Here is a 23,282-nt window from a genome sequence, read left to right as displayed (position 1 = left end):
GAATCAGGCTTCCTTATTGTTCTGAAGCAGCAGCTTGAGCCCTCGCGCAACGTCCTGCCGGCTCAACGAAGTCTCTCCCTTGCCGTTGGTGACCCCCTCGATAATCTGCCCGCTAGCCAACTGAGTCTTGTACGGCCGGTTCACAATTGGTCGGCCGGTGATGTCGTCGCTGAGAATGAAGCGCTCATCGTTCGCGATATCGGTCTGGCTGAATTTCGGCAGTGGCAGCGACAGCGCACCCGGTCCTTCCTTCTGGATTTCGATGATCTTGAGGATCAGGCAACCAGCCCCGCCAATCTCGACGTTATCGCCGTGTACCTTGATGTAAGCCGTGCCGCCGCCGCCGAGCACGACCCCGTTAGCGGCATTGACCGTTGTAGTACCGTCGGCACTGGTGATTCGCATGTCTTTCTGCGCCACCATCTCCATTGCATCCGACTGCGCCTGGATTTGAACTCTCCCGCGCGCGGCATAGAGCTTGATGCCGAACTTGTGCGCAAACAGCGACAGCACCTCGCCTGCCGCAATAGCAACATTCCGAAGCGCATTCACGTTGAATCGCGCCGACGTACCGACGCTCACGTCCTTGCCCGCCGACACCATCACCCGATCCGGCGTCGCCAGGCCAATGCCGTTCGGTGCGGACAACGCGATCACGGCCGTCTTCAGACTAGCGAGTTCGTCCTTCAGCCACGCGTTCTCGGCCTTCAGGTCCGCGATCTCCGCATGCGCGACGGCTGCGGCGTTGGTCAATCCCTGAGCCTGTGCCTGCGTCAATGCAAACTGGTTCGTCATCGGCCGCGTGTCGGACGACTGTCCGATCGCCTTCTCCTGCCTGTCGGACGACACCAGCAGGCCGCCACCCGCACGGACGTGCCCCCGCTCGTCGGTACGCAGTTCGAAGCCCTCGCCGCGCAGTCGCTGGTCCCGGTCCACCGTATAGCCGAGATTGAGCTGCGTCTTGCCGTGCTCTGTCGCGACCTTGATGTGTTCCTGGCCCTCCCGGTCATCCAACTCGACGGTGTTGTTCGAGCGCGTGCGGATCGTATTGCGCGTGCCCCAGGGGACACCTGCGACGATCGGATCCGTGTGTTGGGCGGTGTGCAGCACATGGCTGATGAACGGCAGATCCACGCAGCCCCACAGGAAGCTCACGCCGACCACCGTCCCTTCGACAAGGCCGAAGTGAAATCCGGTCTGGTTCGGCCCCGCGAACGGCTTTGCCAGCCGCATTGGACAGCTTTGCAGACCGGGCGCCCGCGTGTCTCGATCCAGATGGAGATCCACGATGTATTCGCCCTGACCATCCAGATAAGGATCCCTCCAGCCTCCCGACGAAGCGATCGTCCCGGTTATGACACCGTCGATCCGCGGCCACGTTTCTTCCATCAGCGGCATTCGATACTGGCGATCGGACGGAATCGCGTCGAATTTCATGTGATACGCACTCTTCCGGCTCGCGCCGCACGTCGCCCGCACTACAAGTAGGCCATGCTTCGCATCAGACAGCGTCCAGTTGGACAGTTTCAGCACCGAACCGGGCGTGAGGTCCAGCATGTCGCACTCGCCGCGATATGCGACCTGTCCGGTCAGCGCTGCTTCGCGACGCAATTGCGCTTCCTCCTTCGCCTCGTCCTCGCTCTGATTCGGCATCCCCCAGGTATACGCTTCACCATACGTGGTGCGGTCGTCGCGGATCGGGCTGACAGCCTCGATCGGATTCGAGATCGCCGTTTCGGTATTGAAAGTGCGCACGATGTAGGTTGCCGGCAACGTCGTCGCGCGCATTTCGAGCGCGCTGACCGATTCGACACCTCCCGCCTCCAGGCCGCTGTACGGCCGGTACGCAACTGTTAGACGCTCGGGATCGCGGCGGTAGTGCGCATAGTCGTCGCCGAAGCGCACCTGCTCGCAATGCTTGCCTTCCTCGCACACGAACCAGATGCCAGAGCGTCTGCACAAGCGCGTAATGAACGCCAGGTCGTCCTCACCCCATTGCATCACGAAGCTGCGCTTGCGATAGGTACGATGCAACTGGAATTCAAAGCGCGCGAAGATCTGATTGAACTCATGCTCCCGCAGAATCTGCTCGATGATCTCGGGAATGGTTTTGTCCAAGAAGAACCGGCATTTGGGCGCATTGCGCAACAGCGCCAGACGCGATTCCAGCACAATCTCGTACAACGACTGGTCGCGGTTGGTCGCCTTGAGTGCGAAGCCCGTCACCACGCCTTGCACGCGGCGTGCGCTTTCAGGCTGGCTCCACCGATCACGCGGCGGCGGCTGAATCACAAACGCTCCGATTCGGTTCAGGAATTCAGTGCGTGACAGGTCATGGCGAGGGTGCGTGAACTGGATCGTGTACTTCGTCGGCTCTCCGATTCCGCGTGCCCCATCGAACTCATAGACGTCCGCTAGCGCGGCGGCAGGCATGCCCTTGAGATCAAGGCTATAGAACTGATGGATGTTGATACCCGCACGTGCGGGCGTGTCGAAATTGGCCGTGCTCGGGGTCAATCAATCCTCCGAAAACGTTTGCGGAATAGGCCGCGCGACTTTAACCGAGCAAGGGACAAAGCCGCCATAGGACGAATATGAAATTGGTAAGAACCGGGATTTGAAGCCGAATCCATTTACGCGTTCCGATGGAACAAAAATGGATTTCGTGTTTTTCCGATACCGATTCTCTCGGTCGCAACCCCCGGCTGACTCATAGCCGTTCGCCCCGCGACATGTCCGAGCCCCCCGAAGGTCGAGTCCAAATGAAGCAACGGCGGAAATCGGACGTAGGTGAGCGCTACCGATTTCATTGCGACCGTACCCGCCCGGCCACGTAACGGCAGCTTCGTTCCCTCCCGAACAGCAAGGGGTTCCATCCATTACATTCGAATATTTCCTCTAATCCGCAATTGCGGCTCGCGATCCGAAAGCAGCCTGCAAGACTGGCCGCCGCGCTGTTCCACAGTTCGGGAAACGTTCGGGTTCGGCTGGCCCCATTTTTGTGCCTGCGCGAAGCGGTTCCTGACGAGTCGCTTCCAATGACCACATAGTGCGATACGGCGTGCCGCCATTGACACGCAAACGCCATGCATCCACGTCGCGCTCTCGTCCACGACCACGCACATTCCGGCGCTGCAACGAACGACTGGTGCGTGTGAGCGACGCGCGTTGCCGCGCCGTCGTGCCGCGAACCGGTTCCGCCCACCGGGCCCGTCATTGCCCGCGTGAACGGCGCTGCGCGCGCAGTCATGCGCCCCGTTGTCAGAACTGACAGCTATGGAAAATGGCAGCTACCCGAACGGCACCGACGCCCTACGCTCGTCACCGCTCGCGGCCCCACAAGGGCCGGGGTTCCAGTAACGTCGCCTCTCCTAAAAAGGACTCCCGATGAAAAGGAACGCCTGGTTTGCCCTTCCCCTTCCGTCGCCCCGCCGCCTCGCGTGCGTGGCACCGCTCGTGTTCGCCGCCGCAGCGGCGCACGCGATGACGGATTGGGTCGATACTCATACGAAGGCCTTTCTGACCGGCCCGCAGTTGATGGCGCGCAGTGCGGCGCCGTCGCGCGAACTGGCAGCCGGTGAAACGACCAATGTCGTCGTCAGCCTGAAGCTGCGCAACGCCGCCCAGCTCAAGCAACTGGCGCGCGACGTGAACCGGCCCGGCAGCGCGCATTACCGCCAGTACCTGACGCACGAGCAGTTCCTCGCGAACTACGCGCCGACCGACGCGCAGGTGAAGTCGGTCGTCGATTATCTGCACAAGAGCGGCTTCACGAACGTCGAGGTCGCGCCGAACCGGCTGCTGATCTCGGCCAGCGGCACGGCCGGCACGGTGAAGGCCGCGTTCAACACGTCGCTCGTGCACTTCGACTACGCGGGCCGCTCGGGCTTCGCCAACACGTCGGCCGCGCAAGTGCCGCGTGCGCTCGGCGACGTCGTCGGCTCGGTGCTCGGGCTGCAAAGTGTCGCGCGGGCGCGGCCGATGCTGCGCATCGGCAACGTGGCGAAGCCGCAGGCGCTCGCGGCCGGCACGGCGACAGGCCACTATCCGAAGGAATTCCCGGGCCTCTACAACGCGACCGGCGTGCCAACCGCCGCCGGCGTGACCGTCGGCATCATCACGATCGGCGGCGTATCGCAGACGCTGCAGGACCTGAAGCAGTTCACGTCGAGCAACGGCTACGGCACGGTCACGACGCAGACCGTCAAGACCAACGGCACGGGCGGCAGCTACAGCGACGACCAGGACGGCCAGGGCGAATGGGATCTCGACAGCCAGTCGATCGTCGGCTCGGCCGGCGGCCAGGTCGGCAAGCTGGTGTTCTACATGGCGGACCTGAACGCCGCCGGCAACACGGGCCTCACGCAGGCGTTCAACCGCGCGGTGTCGGACGACACCGCGAAAGTGATCAACGTGTCGCTCGGCTGGTGCGAAACCGACGCGAACGCGGACGGCACGATCGACGCCGAAGAGCAGATCTTCACGACGGCAGCCGCGCAGGGCCAGACGTTCTCGGTATCGTCGGGCGACGAAGGCGTGTACGAGTGCAACAACCGCGGCTACCCGGACGGCTCGAACTACACGGTGTCGTGGCCGGCTGCGTCGCCGCACGTGCTCGCGATCGGCGGCACGACGCTCTACACGACGTCGGCCGGCGCGTTCTCGAACGAGACGGTGTGGAACGAAGGACTCGATTCGAACGGCAAGCTGTGGGCGACGGGCGGCGGTGTCAGCACGATCCTGCCCGCGCCGTCGTGGCAGTCGGGCAGCAATCGCCGGTTGCCGGACGTCGCGTTCGATGCCGCGCAAAGCACGGGCGCGTACATCTACAACTACGGCCAGCTGCAGCAGATCGGCGGCACGAGCCTCGCCGCGCCGATCTTCACGGGCTTCTGGGCACGGCTGCTCGCGGCGAACGGCACGGGCCTCGGCTTCCCGGCCGGCAACTTCTATGCGGACATTCCGTCGCATCCGTCGCTCGTGCGCTATGACGTCGTGTCGGGCAACAACGGCTATCAGGGGTACGGCTATACCGCCGGCACCGGCTGGGATCTGACGACCGGCTTCGGCAGCCTGAACATCGCGAACCTCAACCAGCTGATCAAGTCGGGCGGGTTCTGAGCGATGCATGAAAGCCGGCGCGCGGCGAGGGTGTGCCGTGCGCCGGTCGCGACCGTGCCGCGCCCTACTCCGCCGCCGGTTCCTTCACCGGCTCCGACACGACCGGCGCGCCGGCCCGATGCGACGGCGCGAACAGCCGCAGCCCGCTCGCGACGCTCGCCGCGCCCGCGAAACCCGCACCGAGCATCAACGCCAGCGTCGGCCCGTGGCGGCCCGCGATCCCGAACGACAGTGCAACCAGCGCCGCGCCCGTCGCCTGCCCGATCAGCCGCGCGGTCGCGATGATCCCGCTCGCGCCGCCGCTGCGTTCGGGCGGCGCGCTCGACATCAGTGCTTTCAGGTTCGGCGACTGGAAGAAGCCGAAGCCCGCGCCGCACAGCATCATCCGCCAGCCGATGTCGACGACACCCGGCGACACCGGCAGCGCGGCGAGCGACACCATCCCCGCACTCAGCAACGCGAGCCCGATCGCGCCGAGCAGCCCGGGCGGATAACGATCCGACAGCCGCCCCGCGATCGGCGCGGCGAGCGCGACGATCGCCGACCACGGCGTCATCAGAAAACCCGTCTCGACCGCGCTGCGATGCAGGACGGTTTCGAAATAGAACGGCAGCGACACGAACGCGAGCCCCTGCGCGGCGAACGCGCACACGGCCGTCAGCGCGGACAGCGTGAACACGGGCCGGCGGAACAGGTCGACCGGCAGCATCGGCGCCGGATGGCCGGCCTGCCGGCGGATCAGCAGCCAGCCGAACGTGAACGCCACCGCGGCGGCAGTGCACACGACCGAGAGCGGCCCGCGCTGCGCGAATTCGCCGAGCGCGAAGATCAGCGACGCGAACGTGATCACGTTGAACAGCGCAGCCACCGGATCGAATACATGCTTGCCGCGCGCCGTCTGCGGCAGCGAAGGAATCGCCACGGCCAGCGCGAATACGCCGAGCGGCACGTTCACCGCGAACAGCCACGGCCACGCGGCCACCGACAGGATCAGCGACGCGATCGTCGGCCCCACCGCGAACGACACGCCAACGACGAGCGCGTTGAAGCCGACGCCGCGCCCGAGCCGGTGCGCCGGGAACAGGCCGCGGATCAGCGCGACGTTGACGCTCATGATCGCGCTCGCGCCGAAGCCCTGCACGATGCGCGCGGCGGTCAGCATCGGCAGCGTCGATGCGAGCGAACAGCCGAGCGACGCCAGCGTGAACACCGCCAGCCCGGCGACATACACGCGCTTGTGGCCGACGATGTCGCCGAGCGACGCGAACGGCAGCAGCGTCGCGACCATCGCGAGCTGATACGCGTTGATGATCCACACGGAGGCGGCCGGCGACGCATGCAGGTCGGCGGCGATGGCGGGCAGCGCGGTGTTCGCGATCGCGGTGTCGAGCGTCGCGAGCGCGACGGCCAGCAGCACGGCGGACATCGCGCGCCAGTTGACGGCCGGCTCGTGCGCGCCGGCGGGGGAAGCGAATTCGGACAAGATGGGCTCGGCTGACGAGCGACGCGCGGCGTCGCGGATTGAGCGGCGCGGCGGCGGCGTGCCGGACGGCAAGACCGGCGCGCACGTTGCCGCGATCCGTATTGTTGCAGAGCCGCATCAAACCTGCAGGCGGCCGCCGCGTCAGTCAGCGAAACGAAAGCTGGCGAGATGCCGTGCCTTGCGCCCGGCATCGTCGATGCGCACAACGATCGACGATCCGGCGGCTGCCGGGCGGCCGTTCGAGCTCGCGTCCCGCTTCGTCGTGTCGGCGCTGGGGGCCGGCCCGGCCGCGTCTGCCGGCGACATCACGCATCGGCAATGCGCCGATGCGTGGCATGCGCGCGCCGCCGTCGCGCCACCACGTCAGGTCAGGTCACCGCACGCCGCGCATTGCGGCCGCGCAGCCATTCGAGCGCGAGCAGCAGGCTCGTCGAGAAGATGATCAGGATCGTTGCGAGCGCAGCGATCGTCGGGCTGATGTTCTCGCGGATGCCCGTGAACATCTGGCGCGGCAGCGTCGTCTGGTCGGCGCCCGCGAGAAACAGCGTGACGACCACTTCGTCGAACGACGTCGCGAATGCGAACAGCGCGCCCGACATCACGCCCGGCGCGATCACCGGCAGCGTCACGCGGAAGAACGTCGTGACCGGGTTCGCGCCGAGCGACAGGCTCGCGCGCACGAGGTTCTGGTTGAAGCCCTGCAGCGTCGCGGCCACCGTCGTCACGACGAACGGCACGCCAAGCGCCGCGTGCGCGGCGATCAGCCCCGTGTAGGTATTCGCGAGCCCGAGCGGCGCGAAGAACAGATACATGCCGACGCCGACCACGACGACGGGCACGATCATCGGCGACAGCAGCACGGCCATCAGCAGCCCCTTGCCGCGGAAGTCAGCTTTCGTCAGGCCGATGGCCGCGAGCGTGCCGAGCACGGTCGCGACGACAGTCGCCGACGGCGCGACGATGAAGCTGTTCTTCGCGGCCATCCGCCACTCGTCCGATGCGATCAGGTTCTCGTACCAGCGCATCGAGAAACCCGGGATCGGATACACGAGGAACGTGCTCGACGAGAACGACAGCGGCACGATCGCGAGCACCGGCAGGATCAGGTACAGCAGCGTCAGCACGACGAGCACGCGCAGCGCGACGTACCACGCGCGCTCGACGAACGACATGTGCGGCGCGAACAGCGGCCTGGCGAGTTTCATGGTCGGCATCCCCTTCCCGTTTCCCTGTGCCCGGCGCTCAGCCGAGGCTCACGTTGGTGCGCGTGAAGCGCCCGTACACCGCATACAGCACGAGCGTCGCCGCGAGCAGCAGCCCGCCGAGCGCACACGCCATGCCCCAGTTGATCGTCACGTTCGTGAAGTACGCGACGTAGTAGCTGACCATCTGGTCGTTCGGCCCGCCGAGCAGCGCGGGCGTGATGTAGTAGCCGATCGCGAGGATGAACACGAGCAGCGCGCCCGCGCCGACGCCCGGATAAGTCTGCGGCACGTACACGCGCCAGAACGCGGCGAACGGATGGCTGCCGAGCGACACCGCCGCGCGCTGGTAGGTCGGCGGAATCGACTTCATCACGCTGTAGAGCGGCAGGATCATGAACGGCAGCAGGATGTGCGTCATCGAGATGTACACGCCGACGCGGTTGAACAGCAGCGAGAGCGGGTGCGAGATCAGCCCGCTGCCGATCAGCGCCGTATTGATCAGCCCTTCGCTCTGCAGCAGCACGATCCACGCGGCGACGCGCACGAGCACCGACGTCCAGAACGGAATCAGCACGAGGATCATCACGAGGTTGGCGCGCCGCTCCGACAGCGTCGAGATCCAGTATGCGAGCGGATAGCCGAGCAGCAGCGCGAACAGCGTGACGGCCACGCCGATCACGAACGTGCGCCCGAAGATCGCGAGGTAGATCGACTGGTCGGGATCGGCCTGCACGATGTGGCCGAAGCCGTCCTGCTTGTGGTCGAGCGCGGCGAGCAGGTAGAACGGCGACACCTGGCTGCCGTTCTTCGCGATCGCCTGCCAGTACGCGACGTCGCCCCAGCGCGCATCGAGATCGATGAATTTCGCGCGGGTCTGCGCGGGCGTCGGCGCCGCGTCGCCGTCGCCCTTCAGCGGCATCGCGCGCGCCGTCTTCGCGACGAGCGAGCGATAGCCGGGAATCTCGGTGTTCAGGCGCCGTGCGAGCGCGCCCATCGCCTCGCTGTCGGCCACCTTCGTCATGTCGGCCGCGAGCGCGACATACGCGGCGTCCGCCGGCGGCGTCTTGCGGTCCCAGCCCGACAACGCGGCGATCGTGTTCGGCAACGCGGTCGCGATCTCCGGGTTCTGCACCGCGCGCGTGAGCAGCGTGCCGATCGGCACGACGAAAATCAGCAGCAGGAAAATCGCGAGCGGCGCGATCAGCAGCAGCGCCATCGTGCGCTTGCGGGACTCGGCGGCCTTCAGCTCGCGCTTGAGCGCGGCGGTCGACGGCGAGGAAGGCGCGATCGTCATCGTGTTCAATGGTTCTCTCCGGCCGGGCACGTTCCGGCGGAATGCCGCGCGACGCGATCGACGCGTCGCGCGGCCGGTTGCATCACGACACCCGTGAGGATGCCTGACCGCTTACTTCGTTGCCCACGCGGCGAAGCGCTGTTCGAGCTCGTCGCTGTGGTCGGTCCAGAAGCCGATGTCCTCCAGTACCGCGTTCTTGCCGTTGGCCGGCGAGTTCGGCAGGTTCGCGAGCGTCTTCGCGTCGAGCGACTTGATCGCCGCGACGTTCGCCGGGCCATACGCGATGTGCTGCGCATACGCCTGCTGCGGCTTCGGCGTCAGCGTGTACGCGATGTACTGCTCGGCCAGCGCCTTGTTCGGCGAGCCCTTCGGAATCGCCCAGTAGTCGAGGTCGTAGATGCTGCCGTTCCACACGACCTTCAGGTTCTTGCCTTCCTTCTGCGCGGCGTCGATGCGGCCGTTGTACGCGGTCGACATCACGACGTCGCCGGCGACGAGGAACTGCGGCGGCTGCGCACCCGCTTCCCACCACTGGATGTACGGCTTCAGCTCGTCGAGCTTCTTGAACGCGCGATCCTGGCCGGCCTTCGTGCCGAGCACCTTGTAGACGTCCTTCGTCGCGACGCCGTCGGCCATCAGCGCGAATTCGAGGTTGTAGCGCGCACCCTTGCGCATCCCGCGCTTGCCGGGGAATTTCTTCACGTTCCAGAAATCGGCCCAGCCGGTCGGCGCCGACTTCAGCTTGTCCGCGTTGTACGACAGCGCGGTCGACCACACGAAGAAGCCGACGCCGCACACCTGCGGCGCTTCCGGAATCAGGTCGGCTTTCTTCGCGATCTTCGACCAGTCGAGCTTCTCGTACAGCCCTTCGTCGCAGCCGCGGTTCAGGTCGCCCGATTCGACTTCGACCACGTCCCAGTTGACGTGCTTCGCCTCGACCATCGCCTTCACCTTCGCCTGCTCGCCGTTGTATTCGACGGCCGTGACCTTGTTGCCGGTCGCCTTCTCGAACGGCTGGTTGAACGCGGCCTTCTGCGCGTCGCCGTTCGCGCCGCCGAAGTTGACGACCGTGAGCTCGGCAGCGGCGGCCGATGCGCCGAACGCGACCAGGGCCAGCGCGAGCGCCGTGCGACGCGCGGTAAAGCTTGCTCGTTTCATGATGGTTCCTCTCCTCTCGTGGTGGAAGTGGGCTTTGTTGTTGACGACGTGCTGCGGAAAACCGGGTGAGCCATGCTCACGCGAACACGCGCAGGTGTTCGGGCGAGAATGCAAGCGAAACCGGCGCACCGGGCGAGAACGCATCCAGCGCGCCGGTGCCGAGCGGCACCTTCACGAAGCATTCGTCCTGGCCCGGCAGTGCGCAGCGCATGCGCACGTGATCGCCGAAATAGATGAGGCTGCGCGCCTCGCCGCTCACGCAATTGGCGGCGCCATTCGTGCCGTTCGCGCCATTCATGCCGTGCTCGGCGAGGCTCATGCGCTCGGGGCGGATGCACGCGACGGCCGATGCGCCCTCGGCGGCTTCGCCGATATGGCGGCCGACGAGCTTCGTGCCGTCGTCGAGCCGGAATTCGCAGAATTCGCCGTCGACGCGCGCGATGGTGCCGCGCAGCCGGTTGCTGTCGCCGATGAAGTTCGCGACGAATTCGTTGCACGGCGATTCGTACAGGCGGTCGACGGTGTCGAGCTGCTGCACGATGCCCTTGTCGAACACGGCGACGCGATCGGACATCGTCAGCGCCTCGCCCTGGTCGTGCGTCACGTACACGAAGGTCACGCCGAGCTTTTCGTGCAGCGCCTTCAGTTCGTATTGCATGTGTTCGCGCAACTGCTTGTCGAGCGCGCCGAGCGGCTCGTCCATCAGCACCAGCTTCGGCTCGAACACGAGCGCACGGGCCAGCGCGATGCGCTGCTGCTGGCCGCCCGACAGCTGCGCCGGATAGCGTTTCGCGAAGCGCTCCATCTGCACCATCTTCAGCGCGTGCGCGACGCGCTCCGCGCGCTCGGCGGCCGGCAGCTTGCGCACCGTCAGCGGATACGCGACGTTCTGCTCGACCGTCAGGTGTGGAAACAGCGCGTAGTTCTGGAACACCATGCCGATGTTGCGCTTGTGCGGCGGCACGGTGTTCAGCAGTTCGCCGTCGAGGCGGATCTCGCCGCCGGTCGGGAATTCGAAGCCGGCCAGCATCATCAGGCAAGTCGTCTTGCCCGAGCCGGACGGCCCGAGCAGCGTCAGGAATTCCCCGCGGTAGATGTCGAGGTCGAGCGATTTGACGACGAGCGTCTCGCCGTCGTAGGTCTTCCGCACGCCGCGAAAGCTGACGATCACATCATCGGACTTCATCGTGGCTATCCCCTGGTTCCGCGACAATTGATTTTGAGATGCGAGCCACTATACGGCCCGCACGGTTCTATACTAGGGAACCATTTCAATATTCCTAGTAGGACCACTTTGGATACCGTGATCCTCGCCGACTGGCTGTCCGCCCGAGTGGACCGCAACTCGCCCGAACCGATGTACCGGCAACTGCTGCAACTGATGCAGCAGGCCATCCTGACCGGGGAATTGGGGCCGGGCACGAAGCTGCCGAGTTCGCGTACGCTCGCGGGCGACCTGTCGATCGCGCGCAATACCGTGCTGCACGTGTACGACCAGCTGACGGCCGAAGGCTACGTGCTGACGACGACCGGCAGCGGCACCTACGTGGCCGACACGCGGCCGGATGCCGCCGCGATCCGCGTGCCGGGCGCCGCGCCGCCGCCGTCAACCTTCGATGAACCGCCGCCGCCCGACGCGCAGGGCAGCCTGTCGATGCGCGGGCGGCAACTGGTCGAGCATGCGGGCGTGTCGCGGCGCCAGTGGGGGGCGTTCATGCCGGGCGTGCCGGACGTGTCGGAATTCCCGAGCCGCACGTGGAGCCGCCTGCAGGCGCGACTGTGGAAGGAGGCCAATCCGGAGCTGCTGACCTATGCGCCGGGCGGCGGCTACCGGCCGCTGCGGCGCGCGCTCGCGGATTACCTGCGCGTCGCGCGCTCGGTCAAATGCTCGCCGGACCAGGTGATCATCACGACCGGCATCCATCAGTCGATCGATCTCGCCGTGCGGCTGCTGTCCGACATCGGCGATCGCGCGTGGGTCGAGGAACCGTGCTACTGGGGCGTGCGCAGCGTGCTGCAGGCGGCCGGCCTCACGCTAGCGCCGGTGCCGGTCGACCAGGAAGGGCTGGATCCGCGCGCGAGCGACATGCAGCATCCGCCGCGGCTCGTGCTCGTCACGCCGTCGCATCAGTACCCGCTCGGGATGGTGATGAGCCTCGCGCGGCGCCGCATGCTGCTCGAATATGCGCGCCAGCATCGCTGCTGGATCATCGAGGACGACTACGACAGCGAATTCCGTTACGGCAGCCGCCCGCTCGCGTCGCTGCAGGGGCTCGACGAGGGGGGCCGCGTGATCTACGTCGGCAGTCTCGGCAAGATGCTGTTCCCGGGGTTGCGGATGGGCTACATGGTCGTGCCCGAGCATCTGGTCGACACCTTCCGCACCGGGCTGTCGGAGCTGTATCGGGAAGGCCAGCTGATGCAGCAGGCCGTGCTCGCCGAATTCATCATGGACGGCCACCTCACTTCGCACGTCAGACGAATGCGCACGCTGTACGGCGAGCGCCGGCAACTGATGATCGACGCGATCCGCGCGCGCTTCGGCGACGCGCTGCCGGTGATGGGCGACGAGGCCGGCCTGCATCTGGTGCTCGGCCTGCCCGACGCTTGCGACGCTTGCGACGATCGCGCGGTCACGCAGAGCGCATTCGACGCGGGCGTGATCGTGCGCCCGCTCACCAGCTACTACAGCAACCTCGATACCGCGCGGCAGGGTTTGCTGCTCGGCTATGCCTGCGTCGCGCACGAAGGCATTCGCCCGGCGTTCGACACGCTCGCCGATACCATCGAGCAACACCTGCCGCGGAACGTCACGCGCGCGGCGTGAAGCCTGCCGCACGCGGCGGCACCCGGTTCGTCAATGCGCGCTGCCCGCGCCACGATCGAGCGACGCTGCGCGCACGGCTTCGCCGGGCTTCGTGAACACGCGCTGCCGCAGCGCGGCAATCTGCGCGTCCCGATCCTGCGGCGACAGGCCGGCCGACTCGATCTGCGCACGCTGCGCCGCGTAGTCCGCGTAACGGCTCTGCCACGACGCATCGTCCTGCTGCATCTGCGCGACGCGCGCGGCGGCCGCAGGGCCGAGCGTCTGCGTCAGTTGCGCGCGCATCGCGTCGGGCGTCGCGCCGCTCTTCTGCAATTGCGCGATCTGGTCGATCGCGGCGCGCTGCCGGTCCACCCGCTGCTGCGCCGCGCGTTCGTCGGCCGGCATCTGCTGCTCGAGCGCCGCGAGCCGCTCCGCCTTCTGCGCGTCCGTCAGTGAGCGATCCTGAACGATCTTCAATCGTGCGAGGTCGTAGCGCTGCCGCCACTGCTCCGCGCCGAAGAACGGCTGGCTCCAGTCGCCGAGCGTGCGGTACGCGATCGATGCGCGCTGGTCGAGCGCGAGTTGCAACGCGCCGAGGTCGGACTTGTCGACCGCGCCGGCGTCGGGTAATTGGGCGAGCGCGTCGAGATACGCGCGATACCGGTGCCACACGTCGAGCGCCTCGGCCTGCGCGACCGTGCCGTCGAGCTGCGCGGCGATCTCGCGTACGACGAACGCATCGAGCGCGGCCGCGCTCAGGTCGCTCTGCGCGGTCAGGCAATAGTCGAAGAAATCGCGCACCGCGCGCGACTTCGCGAGATGGCCGCCCGCATCGAGCGGCAACCGCGGCGCGCTTGAACCGGCGAGCGACGGCGGCAGGCCTGCACTCGCCGGCACCGCCGGCTGCGGCGCGGCGGCCGCCACGCCGCCCACCGCGGCCGCATCCGGCGCGTCACCCGCGGCGCCCGTGCCGCGATGCGATCCCGCACCGCTCCACATCGCGACGCCGGCAATCGCCGCCAGCCCGACGACACCATAGATCGCGGCGCGCCGCGCCAGCGGCGCGCGCCCTTCACGTGCCGTCATCGATCACACGCCCGCGAGTTTCAACCGGTTCGCATGCGTGCGGATCACCGCGACCGGATCTTCCGCATACGCGCCGCGCACGCCGAGCAACTGGTTGATCTCGTCGAGGTGGTTCCATTTATAGGTCGTGCTCAGCACCTTGCCGTACAACGCACTGCACTTCGACACGAGCCCGTCGTTCTGGCCCGAGCCGCGGTTGATCATCACCGTGCCCGTGCCGAGCAGCGCGAGTGTCGACAGGTCGAGCGCGTTTGCCGGATCGACGACCGGAATCGTGCTCGTGTCCGTCGCGCCCGTCACGCCGAGCACGGAAAGCGTCGGCTGCACCGCCGTGCCGGCCCACGAATACAGCAGATGCGTGTTGCCGCCGACGGTTTCCGTGGGCGCGCCGGTCTGGCAGCTTCCTGGCGCGCCGAGGCCCGCGCTCGGATAGTTCTGGTTGTAGATGGCGGCCTGCGCGGTCGTCAGCGTCTTCAGCGACGCGAGCGCGTCCTGATTCGTGTTGTGGCTGCTGCTCGTCAGGATCCCGAACACATTGACGAATGCGGCGATCACCGTCGACGACAACCCGGTCGGATCGTACGCGAGCACGCTCTGCACGAAGTCGGCGAACTCGGAGCCGCGATGCGGCGTGCCGATCGTCGTCACCGACGCGACGAGATCGGGCGCGACGGCCGCGACATAGCGCGACGTCAGCCCGCCCTGGCTGTGACCGACGAGATTGACCTTGGTCGCGCCGGTCGCGGCGAGCACCGTCTTCACGTAAGCGAGCAGCTGTTCGCCGCGCCCGTTCGGGCCGTCGTCGCTCTGGAAGCCCGACAGGTTCGCGACGTAGACGGTCGCGCCATGCTGCTGCAGGTCTTCCTGGATGCCGTACCAGTACTCGAGTACGCCCGCATACTTGTCGGTGCCGGTCAGCCCGTGCACGAGAATGATCGGATAGCGCGTCGCCGCATAGTCGTCGGCGGGCGCGGTTGCCGCCATCGCCGTGTGCGTCGTCGCGAGCGTCGTCACCGCGGTCGTCGCCGCGAACGGCGCGACGCTCATCGCGCATGCCACTGCCCCTGCCATTACCCTGGAACGCATCGATCTGGCCATGCATGTTCTCCTGATTATTGTGCTGCCGGTGCGAATGACACCGGATCGACACGCACGCCGCATTGCGCGCACCGCGCGGGTCGAATGCGGGAGTGAAGCACGACTGGCGAACGTTTGAGCCTCGACTAGATACGGTTCTCTAATCGGTTGACGCGCGCCGCCCGTTCGGGCGGTGCGGCGTTCAGGCATGCGGATGCTGCGACGCACACGCGCGTTGCGGGCTACAGCTTCGCGCTCACGCGCACCCATGCGGTACGCCCCGGCTCCATGACCGGCGCGTTCGCCGGATAGCCGAAACCGGCATTGCCGGCGAGATTCAAATGCTCGGTGTAGGCCCTGTTCAGCACGTTGTCGACGCCGACCGAGATCTGTACGGTCTTGCCGACGTTGTACTGCGTATGCAGCGACAGCACGCCGAATCCGGCGCTTGGGCCGAAGTCCTTGCCGACCACGTTGCCCTCGTTCATCGCATAGCGATGCTGCGGCGCAACGATGCGCCACAGGCTGCCAGCCGACCACGCGCCGCGCGTGTATTCGAGCCCGATGCGCGCTTCGAGCGGCGGCATTTGCGGCAGCGGATCGCCGCTCGCCACGTTGCGCCCCCACGCATACGCGAGCGACGTCTCGACGCGCAGCGGCGCGACGGGCCGCCACGACACGCCGGCTTCGCCGCCCACGATCTGCGCGTTGACGTTGGTGGCCTGCGTGGTCGGGCCCATCATGCCGGCCGCATAGTTGAACAGGATGAAATCTTGTACGTAGCCCGCGTACGCGGACACCCACGCATCGAACCGGTCGCTCTTGTATTGCGCGCCGATATCGAGCTGGGTGGTCTTCTCCGGCTGCACCGCCGAGAACGCGTTGACCGAACCGGCCGGCCCGCGCGTCGCGGAAAACAGTTCCCAGTAGTCCGGATAACGCTCCGCATGGCCGATTCCCGCGTACCACGTAACGGGCAACGACGCGAGATCGCGCTCATAGCGCATGAAGCCGCTCGGCAGCACCTTCGTCCGATCGTCATCGAAAGTCGGATTCGGCTTGCTCGTCATCATCCCGCTCTTCATCGGGCGCTTGTCGCGTGCGCTCGCATAGTCGATGCGCGCGCCGCCGATCACGCGCGCGACGTCGCTCGCATACCAAGTCAGCTCGCCGAACACGCCCGCGTTCCACATCGTCGCCTGGGCATCCCACGGCAGGTCGCGGTAGTTCTGCCGCCCCATCGACGAACGCGAGTCGAGCCGGTTCGACTGCGCATCGACACCCGTGACGAGCTTGACGTCGTCGCCAAAACGGAACGTCGCGGCCGCACGCGCGCCGACCGTGCGGCGCCGTACGTCGGCTGCCATCCGCATCGGCATGCTGCTCGTCGGGTCGGGCTGCCGCAACGTGGTGTTGTCCATCACGTGATCGGCTTCGTTGTAGTACACGCGCGCCTCGATCCGGTCGAGCACGTCGCCGAGATGCCGCTTGTCGAACGACAGGCCGAACGTCTCGCGGCGGAAATGCGCGCCGTCCATCCCGCGGCCCGCGTAGCGCGCATAGCCGTCGCCGGTGCCGGCCGTCAGCTCGACGCGCGTATGGTCGTCGGGCGTCCAGCCGAGCGCCGCGTCGGCGTTCCACTTGTCCCACTGCGACGGCACGGTGTCGCCGTTGCCGTCCCGGTAGTCCTGCGCATGCGCGTGGTTCGCTGTGACGCGGCCATAGACGTCCGGCGTGCCGGCGGTCAGGTCGACGTTCTGGTCGTTGCGGCCGAACGACCCGCCGACGAGGCTGCCGTCGAAGCGCATGCCGGGCCGCTCGAAACGCGGCGTCACGCGTTCGAACAGCACGGTGCCGGCCGACGCGCCCGGACCGTACAGCACGGTCTGCGGCCCCTTCACGACGGTGACCTTGTCATAGCTTTCCGGCGCGATGTACGACGTCGGCGCATCCATCCGGTTCGGGCACGCGCCGAGCGTCGGCATCCCGTTCGCGAGGATGTTCAACCGCGATCCGAACATCCCGCGCAGCACGGGGTCGCCGTTCGTGCCGCCGCTGCGGATCGACGTGAAGCCCGGAATCGTCTTCAGGTAATCGGCGCCGTCGCTCGCGGGCAGCGGCTGGCGCGGCGCCTTCGGGTCCGTGACGACGACGAGCGGTGTCGACAGCGGCGATGCGACGACTTCGACGGGCGGCAACAGCATGGCCGCATCGCCCGTCGGCGCACTTGCGGCACGCGTGGTGTCGGCGGCGGCAGCGTTCGCGGCCAGCGCGCCGACGGCCAGCGCGGGAACGGCGAGTTTCAGCATGCGCGGCAGAGGCCGCGCACCGGCATTGCGTGGCGCCCGCGGCGCACGCAACTGGAAATTGGTCATGATCGAAAGCCCGAGTGACGCCCTCCACGCGGCCTCGACGGGCCGCACGGATATCGGCGGTAACAAGAACGGAATAAACGCGTCAGGCGCGCTCGGGCGGTGCGCGCGGATAGGCGCGCGGATAGCGGTCGCCGCGTGCCGCGACGGCAGGCGACGCGGCGGCGGAAACGAAAACGACGGGAAGGGAGCCGACCGATGCGGCGGCAGGCGCGCCGATGGCCGGGCTATGCGCGAAGAAACCGCAGTAGCCGCACGCGTCGAGATGCAGCGCATGATCGTGCATGCCGCGTGCATTGGACGAACGATTCGCACCATGCTCGGTACTGCAGACGATCGCATCGGGCGTGGCCGCCCGCGCGATACGCCACTGCGACACCAGCGGCGCCGCGATCGCGATCCAGATCGCGAGCAGGCCAAGCCAGGCAGTCAGGTGACGATGTCGGTGCAGCATGTACGGCAACGAGTCGGCGGAATGTAAAAAACAGCCGCGATGTTACAGAATGTTCTACGCGATGGCCAGTGCGGGCGACGGTAAACGAACCGGGGGCGCATGGTTGTCAACACAACCATGCGCCCCCGCGTGCCGCGCGCGCCGGCAGCCGAACGATCAGGGCATCATGCGCCGCAGCACGTCGTCGCGCCGGATGAAATGATGGTAGAGCGCGGCCAGCGCATGCAGGCCGATCACGAAGTAGAACGCATTGCCGATCAGCTCGTGCGCCTCCTTGATCGTCGGTCGCAGCGCCTTGTCGGGGCCGAACAGCGTGAACGACACGCCGAGCCAGTCGAGCGACACCGGCTTGCCGCCCATGTTGATCATCATGATGCCGAGCAGCGGCTGCGCGATGATGAACGCGTAAAGCGCGAAATGCGCGAGCTTCGACAGCCAGCGCAGCAGCGTCGCCTGGACAATCGCCTCCGGCACGCGGCTGACGACTCGCCACAGCACGCGCAGCACCGACAGCACGAGGACGCACGTACCGGCCGTCAGGTGCACGCTCATCCAGAACGCCCGGCTGTCGCTGCCCTTCGGGCCGCGGATTTCGATGGCCAGGTAAGCCAGCGCGACCAGCAGGAAGATGGCCCAGTGGAAGAAGATCGCGGGGGAGCTGTAGCGCGTCTGTTTCGCGAGGATGTTTTTCATGCTTCGTCTCGTGTCGTATGCGGGGAGGGCGCCCACTGCAAACGGCCTGCGCCCGGCAAAGCTGTGGCGATTGTAGCCGCACGGGCGTCCGGTTTTGCACGGCGCGGTCAAATATCCGATGAATCGTCGGCGCGCGCCGCGCGATGGCTCGCCCTATGGAAAATCCGCATCGCGCGCGCGAGCCGCTGTGGCACGATGAAGCTTTGGTGCGACGGCGCGCGGGCATCATGAGCAAAGCGTTCTTCGTTGCGGCCTACCGGCTGCTCGCCGCGCTACTCGCGGTGTCCACCACACTGCACAGCGTCGCCAACTATTGGCGCCTGCCAAGCTTCCATCTCGGCAACTACCTCAGCTACTTCACGCAACTGAGCAGCCTCTACGCGGCCGCGATACTGGCCGCGGGGCTGTGGCGCATCGCGCGCCCCGGCTCGACCCGCTACGAATCGATGCGCGGCGCGGCGGTGCTGTACGTGCTGATCACCGCGATCGTCTACGAGCTGCTGCTCGCACGGCTCGATGCGCTGCACCACGTCACGCCGGCGCTCAACAACTGGGTACTGCACCGGATCGTGCCGCTCGTGATGCTGTGCGACTGGTTGTATGTCGAGCCGCGCTCGCCGATTCCGCGCCGCAGTGCATTCGCGTGGCTCGGCTTTCCGGTCGTCTATCTCGGCTATACGCTCGTGCGCGGCGCGGTGGAGAACTGGTATCCCTACCCGTTCGTCGATCCGCGGCCGCACGGCTACCTGCCCGTCGCGATCCAGTGTTCGCTGATCGCGCTCGGCGCGGCGGCGCTCGCGTTGGGCATTTGCTGGCTCGGCAATCGTGCGAGACAGTCCGGCGGCGCGACGCTCAACGACGGATGAAAGCGGAAAAGGTGAAGGAGGCGGGAACGTGTGCGCCGCCCGGCGCACACGTGGCGATGCCGACGATCAGCCGCCGTTGCGCGGCAGGAAGTTCATCGGATCGACGACCTTGCCGTTCTGGCGCACTTCGAACTCGAACGTCGAGCGACCGCTCGCGTCGGTGCCCATTTCGGCGACCGGCTGACCTTGGCGCACCGCGTCGCCTTCGTTGACGAGCAGCTTGCCGTTGTGCCCGTAGGCCGTGATGAGCCCGTTGTCGTGCTTCAGGATTACGAGCGGACCGTATGTCTTGACGCCGGAGCCGGCGTACACGACGCGCCCGTTTGCCGCGGCCCGCACCGAATGATCGGGCCCGGATGCGGCGATCACGACGCCGCGCGTCTTGCCGGCCGAGAATGGCGTCGCGACGACGCCCGTGGCCGGCCATGCGAGCGAGCCCGGCTGGGCGGCCGCCGCCGGCGGTTGCCCGTACGAGGTCGCGGCCTGCGGCGGCGCGACGCGCAGCACCTGGCCCGGCGACACGGCGTCGGTGGGCGCCATGCGGTTCCAGTTGGCGACGTCCTGCACGCGTTGCCCGTAGGCGTTCGCGATGCCCGCCAGCGTATCGCCCGGGTTCACGCGGTAATAACCGGCAATCACGCCCGGCGTCGCCGCCGACGTGGACGCCGGCTGGCGCGTGGGCTGCCAGTTGTCGGTCCATGGCGTCATCGTGCAGCCCGTCAGCGCGATGGCCGCGGCGACGAGCGCCGCCTGCGGCAGCCAGCGCGTGAGCGCGTCGTGGATGGGAATAGTTTCTCTCAAGGGTCCTCCCGGATTTGCGTCGTTGCGCCGCCCACCGCCCCCCGGCGTGCGACGCACGATGTCCGGCCGAACGGCCGGATCAATCAGTATCCGACCGCTTTCGCGGCCGTCAGTTTCCACAGCGGAACGTGGGTGCGAAGCGCTCACCGGCCCTTTTTTCGCATCGTCCCGATCGGCAAAGATACCATTTGTCGCGGTCAAGGCCCCGATAGTTGCCCGATCCGGACACAATCTTGCGGCGCCGCGCGGGCGCCGGCGGCCTGCGAGCCGTGCCGGGCGGCCGCTTGCGGCTTTTTCTTCGGAGGCGCCCTCATCGCGTGCCGCCTCGGCGCCGTCATATTGTCCGCTTCGATCGCCGCCTATACTCGGTGATGCGCAGCGCGATCCAACGACAACGAGGAGCATGACAATGAACAACGCGACGTTTCTCTCCGTGCAGCTCGACGCCGACGATTTCGCCGGTTCCAGCGGTCTGGTCGAATTGCTCAACCGGCACCTGCTGTTCGCAACCGACGTCGCCGAAGCGGCCGATGCGCTCGTCCAGCTGGCGAGCGTCACGCACCTGACCGGCGCCACGCGTCACAGCGTCGAGTTGCCGGTCCTCGCGATCGAACGGCTGCGCGACGCGCTCGACACGCTGAGCGGTTACGACGAAACGTGGCTGCAGGTGCTGGAACCGGCCGAAGCGCTGTTCCGCGATATCGGGCGCGGCAGACGCCCGCTGCACTGAATACCGGCGCATTACGCGCCGCCCATGAAAAAGCCCGTCGTTCCGCTATGCGGAACGACGGGCTTTTGTACTACAGGGGGTCGGATGCGGTCGCCAGCGCGGCCGTACCATTAACGACCCTTGTAGACCGGTGCGCCATCCGAGATGCGCTTGACTTGCCAGCCGGTCTTGGCGGCAGCCGGTGCGCCCGATTCCTGGCCGGCGGCCGGTTGTGCGCCGTAGCCGGTCGTGTCGGCGGCAGCGACGTTCTGTTGCGGGTTCACACGCGCTTCAGCAGCCTGGATGCTTTCCGGGTAGTTCGTCCGGTCGCTGCCCAGCTTGTAGCCGGCCTGTTGCAGTTGAACCAGTTCGGCCTTCACCTGGGCACGGGTGACGGGCGCGTTCTGTTGGGCGAACGAGACGGCGGGGACGGCGAGGACAGCAGCAGCAGCGAACGTTGCGATCAGCGATTTCATGATTACCTCCGAGGATTTTTTTGCTCCGCCGCACACACCATGTCTGCAGCGATGGAACAGAGTTTAGTCCCGGCAGCACCTAGGGAAAACCATGAAAGAACGAAAACACTGTTTCCCGTGAGCCAACAATGCTGGCATCCGGAATAGAAAAACCCTATTCAGAGAATAGATTTTCGCAACAATGCTGCCCCGCCTGCCGGTTACGACCAGTTCGCGTGGAAGCTGCCCGGCTTGTCGGTGCGCTCGAACGTGTGCGCGCCGAAGAAGTCGCGCTGCGCCTGCACGAGGTTCGCCGGCAGCCGCTCGGAACGGTAGCTGTCGAAATACGCGACCGCCGATGCAAACGCCGGAACCGGCACGCCGGCCTTCACCGCGGCCACCACGACGTCGCGCAGCGCGGTCTGATAGTTCGCGGCGATATCCTTGAAGTACGGGTCGAGCAGCAGGTTCGCGAGCGCCGGATCCTTCGCATAGGCGTCGGTGATCTTCTGCAGGAAGCGCGCGCGGATGATGCAGCCCGCGCGGAAGATCTTCGCGATCGTCCCGAGATCGAGGTTCCAGCCGTATTCTTCCGACGCCGTGCGCAGTTGCGCGAAGCCCTGTGCGTACGAGATCACCTTGCTCAGGTACAGCGCGCGGCGCACCGCTTCGACGAACGCGGCGCGATCGCCGTCGAACGGCGCGGCGGCCGGGCCCGACAGGATCTTGCTGGCCGCGACGCGCTCGGTCTTCAGCGACGACAGCACGCGCGCGAACACCGACTCGGTGATCAGCGGCAGCGGCACGCCGAGATCCAGCGCGTTCTGGCTGGTCCACTTGCCGGTACCCTTCTGCGCGGCGCGATCGAGGATCACGTCGACGAGGTGCTTGCCGGTCTCTTCGTCCTGCTTGCCGAAGATCTTCGACGTGATCTCGATCAGGTAGCTGTCGAGCTCGCCCTGGTTCCATTCGGTGTACACCGCGCCGAGTTCGTCGTTGGTCAGGCCTGCGACGTCCTTCAGCACCGAGTAGCTTTCGGCGATCAGCTGCATGTCGCCGTATTCGATGCCGTTGTGGACCATCTTCACGTAGTGGCCCGCGCCGTCCGGGCCCATGTACGCGACGCACGGCTCGCCGTCCGACGGCGCCTTCGCGGCGATCTGCTTGAGGATCGGCTCGACGAGATCGTACGCGTCGCGCTGGCCGCCCGGCATGATCGACGGGCCGCGCAGCGCGCCCTCTTCGCCGCCCGACACGCCGGTGCCGATGAAATGCAGGCCCGATTGCGCGAGTTCCTGGTTGCGGCGGATCGTGTCGGTGAAGTGCGTATTGCCGCCGTCGATCAGCACGTCGCCCTTCTCGAGCAGCGGCTTGAGCGATGCGATCGTCGCATCGGTGGCTTCCCCGGCCTTCACCATCATCAGGATCCGGCGCGGCGTTTCGAGCGACGCGACGAATTCCTCGAGCGTATAGGTCGGCACCAGATTGCGGCCGGGGAATTCGGCGATCAGTTCGTCGGTTTTCTCGCGACTGCGGTTGAACACCGACACCGCGTAACCGCGGCTCTCGATATTGAGTGCGAGATTGCGGCCCATCACCGCGAGCCCGATCACACCGATTGCTTGTTTGCCCATTAGTCAATTCTCCGGAAAAAACGGGGCGCGACCCGAGCCGGGCCGCGCGCACAGGCGAAAGGATAGTG

Annotated in this window: 18 protein-coding genes; 4 read left to right on the top strand and 14 right to left on the bottom strand. The window is 66.7% G+C overall.

Annotation, left to right across the window (positions count from 1 at the left end):
- Window positions 1-3: 3 nt before the first annotated feature.
- Window positions 4-2,517, bottom strand: coding sequence for a type VI secretion system Vgr family protein (locus CFB89_RS20055; RefSeq protein WP_089469353.1), 2,514 nt, complete (start codon window positions 2,515-2,517; stop codon window positions 4-6).
- Between the two features lie 870 nt (window positions 2,518-3,387).
- On the opposite strand from CFB89_RS20055, the gene CFB89_RS20045 reads away from it, so the two are divergent.
- The gene (locus CFB89_RS20045; RefSeq protein WP_089469352.1) at window positions 3,388-5,121 is read left to right on the top strand and encodes a protease pro-enzyme activation domain-containing protein; all 1,734 of its coding nucleotides are present in this window, start codon (window positions 3,388-3,390) and stop codon (window positions 5,119-5,121) included.
- A 64-nt stretch (window positions 5,122-5,185) separates the two neighbouring features.
- Here the strand turns inward: CFB89_RS20045 and CFB89_RS20040 are convergent, their stop codons facing one another.
- The 5 genes from CFB89_RS20040 to CFB89_RS20020 all read right to left on the bottom strand — a co-directional run bounded on the left by CFB89_RS20040 (window position 5,186) and on the right by CFB89_RS20020 (window position 11,447).
- The gene (locus CFB89_RS20040; protein WP_089469456.1) at window positions 5,186-6,604 is read right to left on the bottom strand and encodes an MFS transporter; all 1,419 of its coding nucleotides are present in this window, start codon (window positions 6,602-6,604) and stop codon (window positions 5,186-5,188) included.
- Between the two features lie 368 nt (window positions 6,605-6,972).
- Window positions 6,973-7,809, bottom strand: a complete 837-nt coding sequence (locus CFB89_RS20035; protein WP_089469455.1) for an ABC transporter permease — start codon at window positions 7,807-7,809, stop codon at window positions 6,973-6,975.
- A 37-nt stretch (window positions 7,810-7,846) separates the two neighbouring features.
- Window positions 7,847-9,103 carry an ABC transporter permease gene (locus CFB89_RS20030; RefSeq protein ID WP_179233492.1) on the bottom strand — a complete coding sequence of 419 codons (1,257 nt, stop codon included), beginning with the start codon at window positions 9,101-9,103 and terminating at the stop codon, window positions 7,847-7,849.
- Window positions 9,104-9,214: 111 nt separating this feature from the next.
- A complete protein-coding gene (locus CFB89_RS20025; RefSeq protein WP_089469350.1) occupies window positions 9,215-10,261 on the bottom strand; it encodes an ABC transporter substrate-binding protein in 1,047 nt (348 codons plus the stop codon).
- Between the two features lie 76 nt (window positions 10,262-10,337).
- Entirely contained in the window at window positions 10,338-11,447 is a 1,110-nt protein-coding gene (locus CFB89_RS20020) for an ABC transporter ATP-binding protein (protein ID WP_089469349.1), read from the bottom strand.
- 108 nt (window positions 11,448-11,555) lie between these two features.
- Here CFB89_RS20020 and CFB89_RS20015 point away from each other — a divergent pair, with 108 nt between their 5' ends.
- Window positions 11,556-13,088: a PLP-dependent aminotransferase family protein gene (locus CFB89_RS20015; RefSeq protein WP_089469348.1), complete on the top strand. Its 1,533-nt coding sequence runs from the start codon at window positions 11,556-11,558 to the stop codon at window positions 13,086-13,088.
- Between the two features lie 30 nt (window positions 13,089-13,118).
- Here CFB89_RS20015 and CFB89_RS20010 read toward each other — a convergent pair whose 3' ends face one another.
- The 5 genes from CFB89_RS20010 to CFB89_RS19990 all read right to left on the bottom strand — a co-directional run bounded on the left by CFB89_RS20010 (window position 13,119) and on the right by CFB89_RS19990 (window position 18,749).
- Complete coding sequence (locus tag CFB89_RS20010; RefSeq protein WP_089469347.1) at window positions 13,119-14,153, bottom strand: lipase secretion chaperone; 1,035 nt, start codon at window positions 14,151-14,153, stop codon at window positions 13,119-13,121.
- Between the two features lie 3 nt (window positions 14,154-14,156).
- Entirely contained in the window at window positions 14,157-15,251 is a 1,095-nt protein-coding gene (locus tag CFB89_RS20005; protein ID WP_089469346.1) for a triacylglycerol lipase, read from the bottom strand.
- Window positions 15,252-15,472: 221 nt separating this feature from the next.
- A complete protein-coding gene (locus CFB89_RS20000; protein ID WP_089469345.1) occupies window positions 15,473-17,605 on the bottom strand; it encodes a TonB-dependent copper receptor in 2,133 nt (710 codons plus the stop codon).
- Window positions 17,606-17,687: 82 nt separating this feature from the next.
- Window positions 17,688-18,056 carry a DUF2946 domain-containing protein gene (locus CFB89_RS19995; RefSeq protein ID WP_089469344.1) on the bottom strand — a complete coding sequence of 123 codons (369 nt, stop codon included), beginning with the start codon at window positions 18,054-18,056 and terminating at the stop codon, window positions 17,688-17,690.
- Window positions 18,057-18,212: 156 nt separating this feature from the next.
- A complete protein-coding gene (locus CFB89_RS19990; protein ID WP_089469343.1) occupies window positions 18,213-18,749 on the bottom strand; it encodes a cytochrome b in 537 nt (178 codons plus the stop codon).
- A 227-nt stretch (window positions 18,750-18,976) separates the two neighbouring features.
- On the opposite strand from CFB89_RS19990, the gene CFB89_RS19985 reads away from it, so the two are divergent.
- Window positions 18,977-19,615 carry a Pr6Pr family membrane protein gene (locus tag CFB89_RS19985; protein WP_089469454.1) on the top strand — a complete coding sequence of 213 codons (639 nt, stop codon included), beginning with the start codon at window positions 18,977-18,979 and terminating at the stop codon, window positions 19,613-19,615.
- A gap of 66 nt (window positions 19,616-19,681) precedes the next feature.
- Here CFB89_RS19985 and CFB89_RS19980 read toward each other — a convergent pair whose 3' ends face one another.
- Window positions 19,682-20,416 (bottom strand): M23 family metallopeptidase, encoded by a 735-nt coding sequence (locus CFB89_RS19980; protein WP_089469342.1) that lies wholly within the window; start codon window positions 20,414-20,416, stop codon window positions 19,682-19,684.
- 409 nt (window positions 20,417-20,825) lie between these two features.
- On the opposite strand from CFB89_RS19980, the gene CFB89_RS19975 reads away from it, so the two are divergent.
- Window positions 20,826-21,146 (top strand): hypothetical protein, encoded by a 321-nt coding sequence (locus CFB89_RS19975; protein WP_011694691.1) that lies wholly within the window; start codon window positions 20,826-20,828, stop codon window positions 21,144-21,146.
- Between the two features lie 110 nt (window positions 21,147-21,256).
- Here CFB89_RS19975 and CFB89_RS19970 read toward each other — a convergent pair whose 3' ends face one another.
- Complete coding sequence (locus tag CFB89_RS19970) at window positions 21,257-21,601, bottom strand: DUF4148 domain-containing protein (protein WP_089469341.1); 345 nt, start codon at window positions 21,599-21,601, stop codon at window positions 21,257-21,259.
- 200 nt (window positions 21,602-21,801) lie between these two features.
- The gene (gene gndA / locus CFB89_RS19965) at window positions 21,802-23,214 is read right to left on the bottom strand and encodes an NADP-dependent phosphogluconate dehydrogenase (protein WP_089469340.1); all 1,413 of its coding nucleotides are present in this window, start codon (window positions 23,212-23,214) and stop codon (window positions 21,802-21,804) included.
- Window positions 23,215-23,282: the final 68 nt, after the last annotated feature.

This window comes from Burkholderia sp. AU16741 (assembly GCF_002223345.1).
GTDB lineage: Bacteria > Pseudomonadota > Gammaproteobacteria > Burkholderiales > Burkholderiaceae > Burkholderia > Burkholderia sola.
The sequence above is the reverse complement of the archived record's forward strand: the minus strand, read 5'-3'. Positions and strand labels throughout refer to the sequence as shown.

Bases quoted from the DNA above. Each gene is read 5' to 3' on its own strand.
- CFB89_RS20005 (WP_089469346.1), bottom strand. From the start codon at position 15,251: ATGGCCAGATCGATGCGTTCCAGGGTAATGGCAGGGGCAGTGGCATGC.
- CFB89_RS19985 (WP_089469454.1), top strand. From the start codon at position 18,977: ATGAGCAAAGCGTTCTTCGTTGCGGCCTACCGGCTGCTCGCCGCGCTA.
- CFB89_RS20000 (WP_089469345.1), bottom strand. From the start codon at position 17,605: ATGACCAATTTCCAGTTGCGTGCGCCGCGGGCGCCACGCAATGCCGGT.
- CFB89_RS20025 (WP_089469350.1), bottom strand. From the start codon at position 10,261: ATGAAACGAGCAAGCTTTACCGCGCGTCGCACGGCGCTCGCGCTGGCC.
- CFB89_RS19995 (WP_089469344.1), bottom strand. From the start codon at position 18,056: ATGCTGCACCGACATCGTCACCTGACTGCCTGGCTTGGCCTGCTCGCG.
- gndA (WP_089469340.1), bottom strand. From the start codon at position 23,214: ATGGGCAAACAAGCAATCGGTGTGATCGGGCTCGCGGTGATGGGCCGC.
- CFB89_RS20030 (WP_179233492.1), bottom strand. From the start codon at position 9,103: ATGACGATCGCGCCTTCCTCGCCGTCGACCGCCGCGCTCAAGCGCGAG.
- CFB89_RS19970 (WP_089469341.1), bottom strand. From the start codon at position 21,601: ATGAAATCGCTGATCGCAACGTTCGCTGCTGCTGCTGTCCTCGCCGTC.
- CFB89_RS20045 (WP_089469352.1), top strand. From the start codon at position 3,388: ATGAAAAGGAACGCCTGGTTTGCCCTTCCCCTTCCGTCGCCCCGCCGC.
- CFB89_RS20010 (WP_089469347.1), bottom strand. From the start codon at position 14,153: ATGACGGCACGTGAAGGGCGCGCGCCGCTGGCGCGGCGCGCCGCGATC.
- CFB89_RS20020 (WP_089469349.1), bottom strand. From the start codon at position 11,447: ATGAAGTCCGATGATGTGATCGTCAGCTTTCGCGGCGTGCGGAAGACC.
- CFB89_RS20035 (WP_089469455.1), bottom strand. From the start codon at position 7,809: ATGAAACTCGCCAGGCCGCTGTTCGCGCCGCACATGTCGTTCGTCGAG.
- CFB89_RS19975 (WP_011694691.1), top strand. From the start codon at position 20,826: ATGAACAACGCGACGTTTCTCTCCGTGCAGCTCGACGCCGACGATTTC.
- CFB89_RS19990 (WP_089469343.1), bottom strand. From the start codon at position 18,749: ATGAAAAACATCCTCGCGAAACAGACGCGCTACAGCTCCCCCGCGATC.